Origin of the sequence: Bacteroides sp. DH3716P, from assembly GCF_025914115.1 — a bacterium.
GTDB lineage: Bacteria > Bacteroidota > Bacteroidia > Bacteroidales > Bacteroidaceae > Bacteroides > Bacteroides ovatus.
Genome location: NZ_CP083673.1, coordinates 5,218,782 through 5,231,526 on the forward strand (window position 1 = coordinate 5,218,782; position 12,745 = coordinate 5,231,526).

11 protein-coding genes and 1 pseudogene are annotated in these 12,745 nt (G+C 49.7%); all 12 read right to left on the reverse strand.

Annotation, left to right across the window (positions count from 1 at the left end; genetic code table 11):
* Positions 1 to 10: 10 nt before the first annotated feature.
* Positions 11 to 2,544: pseudogene (locus KQP79_RS19725) on the reverse strand (hypothetical protein).
* A gap of 103 nt (positions 2,545 to 2,647) precedes the next feature.
* Positions 2,648 to 5,518: a conjugal transfer protein TraG gene (locus KQP79_RS19730; RefSeq protein ID WP_264386645.1), complete on the reverse strand. Its 2,871-nt coding sequence runs from the start codon at positions 5,516 to 5,518 to the stop codon at positions 2,648 to 2,650.
* A 213-nt stretch (positions 5,519 to 5,731) separates the two neighbouring features.
* On the reverse strand, positions 5,732 to 6,031 hold the full coding sequence (locus KQP79_RS19735) for a DUF4133 domain-containing protein (protein ID WP_004320254.1): 300 nt from the start codon (positions 6,029 to 6,031) through the stop codon (positions 5,732 to 5,734).
* 48 nt (positions 6,032 to 6,079) lie between these two features.
* Positions 6,080 to 6,211, reverse strand: coding sequence for a DUF4134 family protein (locus KQP79_RS19740; RefSeq protein ID WP_413541949.1), 132 nt, complete (start codon positions 6,209 to 6,211; stop codon positions 6,080 to 6,082).
* Positions 6,169 to 6,516, reverse strand: a complete 348-nt coding sequence (locus KQP79_RS19745) for a DUF4134 domain-containing protein (protein ID WP_264386549.1) — start codon at positions 6,514 to 6,516, stop codon at positions 6,169 to 6,171. Before KQP79_RS19745 ends, KQP79_RS19740 begins: the two co-directional genes overlap by 43 nt.
* Positions 6,517 to 6,563: 47 nt before the next feature.
* The gene (locus KQP79_RS19750; RefSeq protein WP_264386550.1) at positions 6,564 to 6,923 is read right to left on the reverse strand and encodes a DUF4134 domain-containing protein; all 360 of its coding nucleotides are present in this window, start codon (positions 6,921 to 6,923) and stop codon (positions 6,564 to 6,566) included.
* Between the two features lie 589 nt (positions 6,924 to 7,512).
* Positions 7,513 to 8,274 (reverse strand): metallophosphoesterase, encoded by a 762-nt coding sequence (locus KQP79_RS19755; protein WP_044917907.1) that lies wholly within the window; start codon positions 8,272 to 8,274, stop codon positions 7,513 to 7,515.
* Between the two features lie 5 nt (positions 8,275 to 8,279).
* Positions 8,280 to 9,134, reverse strand: a complete 855-nt coding sequence (locus KQP79_RS19760) for a hypothetical protein (RefSeq protein ID WP_264386551.1) — start codon at positions 9,132 to 9,134, stop codon at positions 8,280 to 8,282.
* Positions 9,122 to 10,069, reverse strand: coding sequence for a hypothetical protein (locus tag KQP79_RS19765; RefSeq protein WP_225492421.1), 948 nt, complete (start codon positions 10,067 to 10,069; stop codon positions 9,122 to 9,124). The genes KQP79_RS19760 and KQP79_RS19765 overlap by 13 nt, the downstream gene beginning before the upstream one ends.
* 313 nt (positions 10,070 to 10,382) lie before the next feature.
* On the reverse strand, positions 10,383 to 11,480 hold the full coding sequence (locus tag KQP79_RS19770; protein WP_004320269.1) for an ImmA/IrrE family metallo-endopeptidase: 1,098 nt from the start codon (positions 11,478 to 11,480) through the stop codon (positions 10,383 to 10,385).
* Positions 11,464 to 11,787 carry a hypothetical protein gene (locus KQP79_RS19775; protein WP_004320271.1) on the reverse strand — a complete coding sequence of 108 codons (324 nt, stop codon included), beginning with the start codon at positions 11,785 to 11,787 and terminating at the stop codon, positions 11,464 to 11,466. The genes KQP79_RS19770 and KQP79_RS19775 overlap by 17 nt, the downstream gene beginning before the upstream one ends.
* 166 nt (positions 11,788 to 11,953) lie before the next feature.
* Positions 11,954 to 12,745: toprim domain-containing protein (locus KQP79_RS19780; protein ID WP_264386552.1), on the reverse strand; the 792-nt coding region annotated here is incomplete at its 5' end.

A 12,745-nucleotide genomic window follows, 5' to 3' on the forward strand; every position in this document is an offset into this window, starting at 1 on the left:
TGTTCCTCCCTCAATTTTCATTTTCATTCTCGTTCTCGTTTTCGTCACCATCCCCTCTGTTCGGGTCTGCATTCTCTCTCCATCGCTCGTAGCACTCTTCAATGAGTGTCCTTCTGCGACCTTGGTCAGCATCTATCGAGGGAAGAATGTCCTTCAGCACGTCGATAATGCTACGCTTGTAGTGCATCATTTTTTCTAATGATACCAAGTCGGCGTATATATTGGTGATACGGCTATCTACTTCACGGGCTATCTCCAGGCGGTCGCTCGACCAGAGCAGGTGTATCACATCGTCATTGTCAGCAGTCTGTGTCGCCTCGCTCTTGGCATACTCCGTAGTGATGCTGCACGTCGGGAACTCCTGGGCTATCTCTGAGATACGGCTGTTCACCTGCCGCGTCTTTTCCTCATCAGAGGCATTCGGGTCAAGGGTCAGCACATCCACTACCTGTGTGTCGGTGTATTCCGAGGTCAGTTCCCACGAAATTTGCAGTATCGCACGGTGTATCTTGATGCCAAGGAAGTACTTGGGCTTCCTCGCTATGGAGAGTGTTGCCTTGAAGGTGATGATGCCGTTGATGTTAGGCATGGTGGCTGTGCGCACGTAGGTATAGCCGTTCCACGAACCGGCTCCTTGCCACGTGAGGTTGTAGGCTGACTTCACATCCNGTAGTAGTCATCGGTGGCTGTGGCATTGTCGTTAGCCGCCTCGCTCTTGGCATCCTGTATGTCTGCCAACTGCTGCTGCCATGTCGCCAACTCCCTTTTCAGGTTGTCTATCTTCGTCTTGTTGGCATTGTATTGCTGTCGCAAGGCAGGGGCTTCCTCTACGGAAGCATTGGCTATTTGCGTGAGCAGGTTCTTGTTCTCTGTCTCCAACTGGCTTATCTGCGCCTCCAACAGGGCTATCTTGTTGCTTGCCTCACGTTCCTTCTCGTCCAGTTCCGAGAGGTCAAGATTGTTCTCCGTGACGGTTGTCCTCATGGCGCACTCCTTGCTGTGGGCATTGAGCGAACCGCCGCACTCACGGCACTTGTACCGCGTGCTGCCTTGTCCGAGGGTGACACCGTCCGAACAGGTGACACTGATGGTCACGCTCTCCACGCCCTTCAGCTTGGCGGCATCGGTGGCTTGGTAGTAGCGGCGTGCATCACTGCCGATGTAATAGACATAGCCCTCTTCGTTGTCGTTGTACTCCGAGAGACGTGCCTGCAACTGGCGTTTGAAGGTATTCAAGTCCATACTGTAGGAGTCGAAGACATCCTCATACACCTCTTCTACGTTGTTCCAACTCTTGGAGACGTGTATCTCGTAGGCATAGGCTTTCTTGGTCTGCTTGCCGCCACGGCTGATGATGTACGCGGACATCCAGTAGTTCATCGTATAGGTGAAGCCGTCGTTCTGTGCATTGAGCTGCTGCACACGGCTGCGACTCCATCCGGCATGGTTTTCCGAGATTGTCAATATCTGCTCTCGCTGCGTGCTGTTAGGGTAGAAGTTGGGGTCGGAAGTATTGATGCGATACCAATGGTCACCGTTCAGAATGCTGTTGTCATCGGTCGGAGGATAGTAGTCACAGAGGCTCACGCTGCCTTGGTCTCGTCGGGCGATGTACCAACGCTGCGTGTAGTAGTTGCCCTGCGTCTCGCTCAGATAGTCTGTCATCCACGAGGTGATGTTGTAGTTGGAGAGGTCAAAGAGGGCTGCCACGTTGTCCTCGCCACCCACCAGACTGAGGAGGGTGCTGCCGATGCCGTTCTCTGCCTGTTCATAGAGGTCATGGTAGTTGTCATAGATGTCCAGTATCTTGCTCACCTTGCCATTGAACAACTCATTGAAGGCACTCTTCTGCAAGAGTGCGTCCGATGCCCCGTTGATGCCTGCCGTAACCAACGATGCTCCCATGTTGTAAAGGGTTTCGATGTCTGCGGTGAGGTTCTCCACGGTGAAGTTGCCAGGCACACTGGCGATGTCGTCCAACAGCTGCTGCCAATCCACATTGCCTATCTCCGAGAGCTTGAGGATGGCGGCTATCTCCTGGTTGATTTCCAAAAACTGGATGTCGGCAAAGGTCAGGCTGCTGTTGGTCACCACGCTTTCAAACTGCATACACAGCGACTTGGTGTCGGCACATATCTTCATCAGGTAACTGCCCCAATAGAGGGCGGTCTGCGGACTCTTCAGCATCATGCCTGCCACCGTCCAGATCTTGGGCATAATCTTGTTTGCCACCATATTGTGGATGCGGCGGTAATAGTAGTTCTCCGTACTGCTGCTCCAGATGCCGAGGTCGGTGAATGCCTTGCGCTCCAAGAACTTGGCGGCGAAGATACCGGCAGTGGCAACCTCTGCGGCATTGTAGTGCTTCAAGATTTCGCCCGCCTGCTCGTTATAATAGCTCTCAGCCATAGCTCCAGCACCGAATGCGGCAGCCATGGCGGCAACGGTCTGCTTGTCATAGTTCACGCTGTAATACTGCGCATGAACCTTTCCCACGACAAGCGTCAGACACATATATATTATAATAAGGTGTATACGTCTCATTGCTTCACTACTTTACGTTTCTACTACTTTCAGTTTCTACTATTCCACTACTTTACTACTTGTAGTATTTACTATTGGTAGTATTCACTACTGATAGTATCTACTACCCAGCCACCGTTGACTTCGTCTTCGTCCGACGTGACTCGGGATAGCCCAAACGAGTTTGGGACTCTCCTCTCGCTACTCCGTCCGTTCCCGATGATTTTGTCATCGGGCTGTTGTCCCTCAGATTGAGCACCTTTCCCGCCTCATTCACCTTCTGCGCAAATGCCAACGACTTCCCGATGCCACTGGCATCCCAGTCCCAGCAATACCGCTCAATAGCCTCCTGATGGCTGCACTTCAGTTCTCGCTTATACAATTTCAATGCCTCCTTCTCAGCTCGCTCGGTGGTGTAGGTCATATAGCACTCGTGCGGTTCCTCCACACCATAGACTCCGCTCGTCGAGCCACGTCGGATAAACACCTCACGGAAGAAACTGCGTCCTTCCTTGTTCTCTAATCGGTTGACCGTGAAAATCTTCTTGCAATCCACATCGGTCAAGCCCAGTATCGCCTTGATCTCGTCGAAACGCTCACGGAACTTGCTCTGATCGAGCAGCATCACCACGTCGGAATTGTTGATGATGGCTTCCTTCACGATGGGACTGCCGATGATGTCCTGTATCTCCTGTGTCACCACGCCCACGCTCGCCCAGAACTTTCGGGCGGTCTTGTAGAGGTACTTGATGTACTCGGCCATCAACGGCGAGGCGATGGCTTTCCATGCCTCCTCGATGACTAAGCACTTGCGGTTCTTCTTCAGGCGCATCTTCTGCAAGAACACGTCCATGATGATGAGCGTCACGATGGGGAAGAGCTGCTTGTTCTCCTTGATGGCATCCACCTCGAAGACGATGAAGGTCTCGTNGTCCATGATGATGAGCGTCACGATGGGGAAGAGCTGCTTGTTCTCCTTGATGGCATCCACCTCGAAGACGATGAAGGTCTCGTCGAACAGGGTGCTATCGACGTTCTCGTTGAGAATCTTGTCGTACTTGCCGCCACGGTAGAAGTTCTGGAGCATGTAGGCGAAGTTGTCGCAGTCGATGGTGGTGATGTTGTTCTCGATGCATATCTGGTCGAGACGCTCACAGGCAAACTCATAGAACGAGTCGAAGGACAGCGTCTTCACTGCCAATGCCATGCGCCGCTCCTCCAGTCCGTGGATGAGTTTCTCCACCTTGTCGTGTATCTGAGTCAGCTCCGTGCCGCGCCGCTTCTCCATGGTGGAGAGGTTTTTTCTCAGTGTCTCCTTCTGTGAGGAAGGATAGGGCTGAACGCCGTTGAAGTAGAAGTCGTAATATTCCGTCACCAACTGCTCCACCACACGGAACTCCAGTTCGGGTATCTGCACCTCCGAGCCTTTCCATATCAGCAGAATCAGGTTCTTCAGGAAGTCGATCTTCTCGATGTTCAGCTCCCGCTTGCTGATGTTGAAGGGGTTCATGGTGATGGGCTTGTCCTCCGTATAGGCGATGTACTTGCCGCCCACATACTCNCTGCCCGAAGGACCCAAACAAAAAAAGTTCGAGTTGTCGGTCAGCTTCTCCTTTCCCTCCTTTCCTGTGATGTCGATGGCTACGGGCACGCCCTGGCGGTCGGTATAGTATATCTTCAGCGGGGTGTCCTCATTGTGCACGATGCGCTCCTTGTACATCAGGCAGGTGGCGGCATCGCCGAGGGTGAGGAAACGGTCGTAGTCGGCATTCATGCCATAGCAGTTGCCGGGGAAGGAGTTGACGAACAGCTCCAACTGGTTGTAGGCGCGCTTGCTGATATGGATGCCCATGCGCGAAAAGGAGTTTTCGAGATGGTTGGTGCATTTCTGTATGTCGGTGTCGCCGCTCACTGCCACCACGAGGTTGTAGTGGGTATAGACGAGCTGNTTTTCGAGATGGTTGGTGCATTTCTGTATGTCGGTGTCGCCGCTCACTGCCACCACGAGGTTGTAGTGGGTATAGACGAGCTGCTTGCTTTCCCTCGCTATCACCTCCTGCACTCGCTTGATGTCCTCCACAGCCATCAGGTTGCTGGGATTGGGCATGGAGGCATGGCGATTTTTCTTCTTGTCGAGCAAGGCAAGCTCGCGCTTCTGGTTGGGCACGAACACCATCTGGTTGAACACCACGCAGTCGGCACCGGGCACGCTATCGACGATGCTCACGAGGTCAACGGGCATACTGGTGTTGTTCACCTCGATATTGGCGTAGGGACGGATAACCGACGGCAGGTTGGCACAATCCACATCCACAAGGCTATACACCTTGCAGCGGCGGTCGCCCATGCCGATGGTCTCGTCATCGACCTTGAAGTTGGTCATCGACACCACCTTGTCACGGAAGTTCATGGAGAAGAAGCGGTCAACATACTCGCTGGCTTCCGTCTTGCCGAGGAAGCGGGACTTTACACCAGCATCCCTCAGTTGGTCGTGCACCTTGCGTATCTTCACCAAGAAGTCGCGCCATTTTTTGTTGTCGAACGACATCAGGCGGCTCTTCTTGTTCTCCTGTGTGATGGTCAGGTAGCAGACGCTGTCGGTAAATGGTCTGCCGTTGAAATAGCGGAAGTAGCTCTCGCTCAGAAACTCATGATTAGTCGCATTCTCTTCCTTGAACGCCTTCCTCACAAACACGTCCTGCTTGTGCATGGCATAGCCTTCACCCAAGGTCTGGGCAAGGGCGGCGAAGAGGTGGGTGAACTCATAGTAGGCCTCGATATTGGCGGAATATTTCTGTACGGGGTTCTCCATTTTCAGCACGGCGGAGTATTCGCCCGTCTTGGTATAGAGCACACCGATGCCATCTACTTCCTCGATGGAGAAGTAGATGTCCTGGAAGATGCGCTTGCGCTTGCCTCCCGTGCCGAATGCCTTGACACTGATGGCCATGCCCACGCAGATGGCTGAGAATATGAGTATGATGTATAGGGTCATTGTTCTTTTNCCTCCCGTGCCGAATGCCTTGACACTGATGGCCATGCCCACGCAGATGGCTGAGAATATGAGTATGATGTATAGGGTCATTGTTCTTTTCTTTTTTAATCACAAAAAGGCGGGCGCACCCTCATACGTGATGCCCCCACCTTCATTCACTTACAATCATTGATAGCATTCCACTTGGACATAATGGATTCTCTTTTTTTTGTTTTACACTTTCTTTGAATAGGCATAGATGAATATTCCGTTGTCACTCTTTTTGCTATGCAAGCCTTTGCGCTGCTTCATGACGATGAGAACGCCACCGACAGCCACGGCGAGGACAAGCAGCACGAGTCCTGCCACGAAACCGAAGATGCAGTAGCCGAGGATGAAGCCCGCAACGGCTCCTCCTGCGGTGGCTGCCGCCCAGTAGATGTAGCGTCCCTGCAACCCGAAAAACTCTAATGGACGTTGCAGTCCCTTGAAAATGGGATAGTCAGGAAATCGCTCCTGCTTTGCCTCTGCCATAACTGTCAGTGTTTTAACGTTCTACATACTCACAATCTCACGCTGCGTTTAACCTCCAATGCCGAAGAACAGAGGCAGTGCCTGGGCTGCTGCAATGAGGAAAATACATGCGCCGACGACCATCATGATCTTCTTTTTCACGTCCTGTTCCTCGTNGCTGCTGCAATGAGGAAAATACATGCGCCGACGACCATCATGATCTTCTTTTTCACGTCCTGTTCCTCGTTGTTCATGGCGATGTAAACTGAGATCGCACCGACTATGGCAACGACACCGGCTATGGCGTAGCAGAGCTTCACCACGATAGGCACATACTTGGCAATTTCCTCCGTCACTGTGGTAAGCGCGGTCGTGCCTGCTGAGTAGTCGCCGGCTGCGTTCTGTGCCATTGCTGCGGTGGTGCCGACAAGCAGCATCAGGGCGAGCGTTTTCATGCGCTGTGAAGAGAAGAGTCCCTTCACCTTCTTGTTAATCCTTTCAAACATTCTTTTTACCTTTTAATTTGTTACACTTTGAGTTATCTTATCTCGTATCACCTGTANGAGATCAGCCTCGGTCTCGTGGGCTCGGAGATGTGTATAAGAGACAGGACGATGGTCGCTCCTATGAGGAACAGGCAGGCTCCCACCAGCATCATGATGTTCTTCTTCACTCCCTCTTCGCCCGTATTCATCTTTATATATATCTGCAAGGCACTGATAATGACCACGATGCCCGCCACTGCATAGCACATATAGACGATATAGAGCATCATCGTCACGGCATAGTCGTGGGCACTCGCAAGTGCGTCCGCTCCCCAGCTGTAGTCCACGTTGCCACACTTAGCACTGGCCAGAACTGGGGTTAAAGCGGCATATAATGATAGAAATGCACTTCTTGTTTTTGACATCATATCTCATTATTGAGTGATTCCACCTTGACCATTTCACGACCATTGTGACGGAGGCCACGGGCGATGATGGTGTTTATCAATTCTTCCGAAAACATGGGGTCGGAATAGGTGGTATTCACTTCCTCCATCTTCTTCTCGATTGCGCTTTGTATTTTTTCAAGCACATGAGGCTTGCTCTCTTCCGCAGTGGCGGCTGCCTCCTCTGTAGGCTCTGCAAGCTGCTTCTCCTCGTAGGCTGTCTCNATCAAACGACTCGCCCTGTGACTTCTCGTCCTTGGGCTTTCCGTACAGATCCTGCACGATGATGACCGTATAGTAGATGACATAGATTACGGTCACGACAATGGCGAATATTACAAATGACTTCATATTTTCAAGTTTGATTTTACTATGATTTGGCTTATTGCCAGTGCAAAGGAACTACCTTTTCTTCAATCTTAAACCGAAATGCCTTTCCGCAGAGCCAAATCTTAACTCTAATTTTGATTACACTCACAATCATACTCAAAAATCAAACTCGAAAGGCACAAAAAAAGCCCTTCCGATATGGAAGAGCCTGTAAAGAGGGTGGATGAGAAAATGTGGATGGCTATATGGTCAGATGCTTGTCGTGGGAGAAGTCTTGATGCTCGTTGGAGAATACATAGCCCAACTGGTTGGACAGGCATTGGGTGTTGCCTATCCTGGCATTGATGTTGGTGTGCGAGTGTCCGTATATCCAATAGTCAATGCCGCTATCGGTGATATAGTCCTCCAGTTCTACAGTGAAAGCCCCGTTTGCCTTGCTGCCCTGAAACTTGGGGTGGAGCATACGGAACGACGGCACATGATGGGTGACAACAATCTTATGGACTGCTTGCGAATGTGCCACAGCGTCCTTGATGAACGTGAGGCAACGCTTATGCTCGGCATTGAATTGGGCATGGGTCATCAGTTCACCTTTATATAATATACGGCGGAAGTCACTTATCACTTGCTCGGTGAAGTAAGCGTCTTCCAAAGGAATCCTCGACCAAAGGGTGGAGAGGATGATGTCGGTGTCGCCAATCCTCACAACACCATTGTAGTGGCTGAATACATTGGGACGTATCTCCAAGAGATAGCCGTCGGGCAATGTCGCCACATCATAGTATTTGTAGAACTCATGGTTGCCCATGCAGCAATGCACCTCCTTGTAATTCTCCGATGCCCAGTCCCAAAAGGGATGCTTGGAGTAGTTATCATCACCGAGATAGCCGATGTCACCGGCAAGCAGCAGTATGTCGCCCGTCACCTCCAAGGGGTGGGCTTTCAGATACCGCCAGTTGTCGGCAAACTCTAGGTGCAGGTCGGATGCGTATTGTATCTTCATATTGTTCATGCTTCCATAAACAATTCATCCAGTTGGTCCAACAGTCCAGTCACAAATGCCTCGTCTTGACCGAGCGAATTTGACAATGGTTCTGCGAGAATTGACCAGTCGGCTCTGATGGAGGCGACAAACTCCCTTATACATGCCACTATGGAAGCAGGTGCCTCAATGTTGTCCTCGGCCATTATGACCACATTCTTCAGAATGTCAGAACGATGCTTCTTGATGTCCTTGGTGTTCACATGCTTGCCGTCCCTCTTGTCTGCCATGAGATTGAGGTAGGCTCTTGCCTTCAGCGCTATCAAGGCAGCGGAATTGGCATGGCGTATGCCATCAGTCAGTTGGCTGTGTGCGATAGTGAAGTGATAGTAGTCATCGTCCATGATGATGGCACTGAGACTCGACACATCTTCATCGGTCGGGATAGGTTCTATGACAAATCCCTTTGGCTCTCCAAGCACGTCGGGGTGGCGTGACAGCAGTTCNTCATCGGTCGGGATAGGTTCTATGACAAATCCCTTTGGCTCTCCAAGCACGTCGGGGTGGCGTGACAGCAGTTCTATCATCTCGGGATAACCATCTTTGCCATCAAGGAAGCGGTACATTTCATATCTTGGTGGTTCACCAGCCTCCTGTTTCCTCTTTTCAGGTCGATAGCCTGCCTCACGTACAAACTGCCAGAAGCGGTTGGCGAATGCCTCGGTCATGTTCTCTACGATGACTATCATATCGATGTCGTGTGTGGCGCGGGGGCGCACCACGGTATTGGTCATGGTGATGTCACAGGCTGCACCGCCTATCACTACATAGTTGTCTGAGTATTCCGCAAAAGCCTCGCGGAACTTATCTAATCCGTCCATTTCTGTTCACTGATTATTCGTTCTACTTCTTTTTCCACTCTCGGATCATTGTCCTCCCTCAATGAAAGGACAAGGGAAAGGCGGTCAACCCACTGGTTCTTGTCGCCAATCTTGCTGACGACAGGGTATTTCCATACCTCTATGATATAGTTGCCGTCATAGATGTTGGGATTTTCCATGACATCAGCCGACTTGACGGCACGGTACTCCTTGCTTGTCATCATCATCATCTGTTCCCTGTCGGGGTTGAGCATGGTGTAATGCGCCAAGGCATTGATGCCACATACGGGATATTCCGCATCCAAGCGTATGTCATCGCAATAGATAAGGTTCTCTACGGGTGACAGCAAGACGTTCTGTGCCTTGTCCCACAGTTCCTTGCCCTTCAGCTCGAAGTGTACCACCTTACTGCGCTGTCCGTTCTGAATCTTTTGACACAGCCCTACGTCTTCAAGGCAGGTGACACCCAACGTGACGCTTTCATAGGAATAGGGAAGCAAGGGCGCAATGTCTCTTGGCGACATTCCTTCGAGACTGCCGACCTGTAGGTGGTAGAGCAGCATGTATTGTGCCACAGGAGTCAGTACCTCAGCTATCTTCCTGTTGCTTGTCTTCTCCAATGCAATGATGCCAGGCAAGTGGGCATACTCCTCGGACATGACAAAGAAGACTCCCTTGTCCGCCAGCCTGTGCCGCTCGTAGGTGGGTCCGGGCGCAAGGATGAATACTGCGGGCAGTCCCAAGGCTTCAGTCAATCGCTTGCCCGTGATGGCGCAAGCCCGTGGAGAGGGATTGACTTCTTTCTTAGGTTTAACGAACAGCAGGGACATGCCTTGGTATGTGCCGTCATAGAAACTGTATGAGAGTTTCTCTCCGACAGTGATACCTTTCAAGCTTTCCTTGGCACGAGGTTCCACCTCAATGCGTCTGCCCAATATCCTTATTTCTTTTTTCAATTCCATTCTGCTACATTTTAATGATACATTAAAACGATGCAAAAATAAGGATAATAATTGAGAATCAGGCATATTTTGGCGAAAAAGTGCAGATTTGATATGTAATTTCAATGCATTTGAGCCGTTTCTGCACCAAATGATAATGTTTTCGTCTTGATAATGTCATTCCGATGCCGTTCGTTTCTTTCTCATTAGATAGCCAATTCTCATCAATCAAACTCAAAGGGCATAAAAAAGCCCTTCCGATAGGGAAGAGCTTATTCTATTGGTTTGGCTGATGCCAATATTCCGATTAACCGATTCTTCTGCTTTCGTCAGAGCGGAACTTGTACATTCCTGTCTCGTATGATATTCTGCCTAACACAATCCACTTGTTCAGGCCTTTCTCATTAGCCCATTGGGTATATTTGCGCTGTATCATCGCAGGATTTAACCTTACCTTCGGGGCATTTTTCCATTCTTCGTTTGGTATGAGGGCATTGGCAGCAAAGGCATTGGCTTCTTTTTCCTCTGCACTCTCGTTGTCATAATCTGGGATGCTGAGTTTACAATCGCTTCGGCGGCCATCGAGATAATGCAGATAGATGTGCCCGACCTCGTGCATCAGTGCGAAAGCGAAATTGTCTATGCGGTCGTATCTCCTTGTCAATATTATATAAGGTATGCCGTCTTCTATGTAAGAATAACCATCCACAGAGGCTTTATCCACCTTTTCTTCGATGCAGAAGGCTATTCCCTCGGCAGCCAATATCTCTTTTACAGTATTCTCCGTGGAGCGATTGTCATGCAAGGCTCTTACCAATGCTGCAACCACCTCATTTCTTCTTTCCTGGTTGAATGGTTGTGAAACCTTTTGTCTCTTGGCTTTTGATTCTGCCAAAAGCTTCCATGTCATCAGCATACGAGGGTCTTGACCTGTCTTTGCCGATTTTCTGAACATGCCGGATGTCTCCAGTTTCAGCTCGGCAGGCTGGGGCAGACAAAGGGTTTCGGAAATATACTGCATCTGTTGAACCGCTGTAGTCAGTTCTTTGCCGATTCGCTTGAACAAGGTTTTGACATCAAAGATTTCATTATAAAGACTGAGGGCGTTTTGCGCTTCAAACTCTTCAACGCCTCTCTGCTCTATCACCTTCATGTCATATTCATATTGGGTCTGCATGTTTACCAACGATACTGCAGAGATGCCGAGAACCTCTTCTATCTTGTCTGCAATGGGCTTTGTTATGGGTCTCTTGCCTTTTATCAGCTCATTCAGATGTGACTTTTGCATACCAATCATGACTGCAAAGTCCTTTTGGGAGATTTCTCTGTCTTCCAATTCATACCTCAGAATGGTACCCGGATGGGTTGCCGTCCAAGGGGTCTTGCTTTCATTTCTTGTTGCCATAGTGGTCATCATTTAATTCTATTAACGTTATTTCCAATCCTGTCTCTGTTTCCCGGAACAGCAGCCGCTCAACTCTATTGTTGAATATCCTGACAGAGCTTAAGGATATATGTCTCAGTTGCTCGTAGTGAAGGAAACTGTAATCCCTCAATTTGGAGACATGCTCCACTGATTTCATCAGGTTGTATATATCAGTCAGCTTCTTCACAAATTTCTTGTCGCGAGCGATTCTTTTATATTTTCCTGCATTCATTCCATATAGTATGAGTTCACGCAGGTCATCGTCTTGTATTTCAACTTTAATCATGCATTCAGCATTTATTTTTGGTGCAAAGATAATAAATAATTCCCATTAAAAGGGAACTTTATCGATATTTCTCTTCAAAATCGCACATATTTGTGATAAATTAACATGAAAAGCGGTTTTAAGAGCTTTTTTGAGTCGGAATCCAAACAATTTATTCATTGACAGGTTATCTTTTCCTCATAAGATAGTCGTTGACATCCTTGTAGTCGGCATACCTGAAGGACTCGTCCGTCACCCTGTACTCGAATACATTGCTGATACTCTCAACCGTCTTGCGTCCTGCCTGGTCGTTGTCGAGGAAGCAATGGATGTGGGTGTAACGGTCAAGGTACTGCAATGCTCGTTTGATGTTGGCGACTGAGTTCAGTATCATATAGTCGCAAGGGCTTTCAACGACAAACCATCTATCTTGCTGTTTGACGAGGGTCATATACGCAAGGAAATCCATGAAGCCCTCAAAAACCAGACAACCGCTTTGCCACTCATTGAATGTATGGGCAAGCAGGGTGATATCCTTATGCCCGATGCAGCCCTTGAAATAGGGATTGCGCACCTCATGTCCTTCGCTTAGGTTGCCAAAGGCAATGCCATAGTAATGCTTCTGCTCAACCTTGTAGTGTATCTCCCTGCAATACATCCTGCCGATGGTGATGTCTATCCGTCGGCTACTGAAATAGGACAGCAGAGAATGGTTGCTCAGAGGAAGCAGCTTCACATCGTTCATTTTGGTTGTCGTGTATTCCTTGGCTGCGATGGCGGTCTCTATCGCCTTATCCACAGTGGTGATATTCTTGGACGCAAGGTAGGCAAGGGCATCGGAAACGGAGTGTTTGTTATACATGCGCTTTACCAACTCCACAAGGTCGCCACCCTCCTTAATGGCGTAGTCGTACCACAGGTTCTCCTTCTTGCTGACCTTGAACGATGCGGTCTTCTCGTCCCTGAAGGGTGACAGATA

Excerpts from the sequence above, each read along its gene's own strand:
- KQP79_RS19735 (WP_004320254.1), bottom strand. The coding sequence starts at position 6,031 with ATGGCAGAGGCAAAGCAGGAGCGATTTCCTGACTATCCCATTTTCAAG.
- KQP79_RS19755 (WP_044917907.1), bottom strand. The coding sequence starts at position 8,274 with ATGAAGATACAATACGCATCCGACCTGCACCTAGAGTTTGCCGACAAC.
- KQP79_RS19770 (WP_004320269.1), bottom strand. The coding sequence starts at position 11,480 with ATGGCAACAAGAAATGAAAGCAAGACCCCTTGGACGGCAACCCATCCG.
- KQP79_RS19775 (WP_004320271.1), bottom strand. The coding sequence starts at position 11,787 with ATGATTAAAGTTGAAATACAAGACGATGACCTGCGTGAACTCATACTA.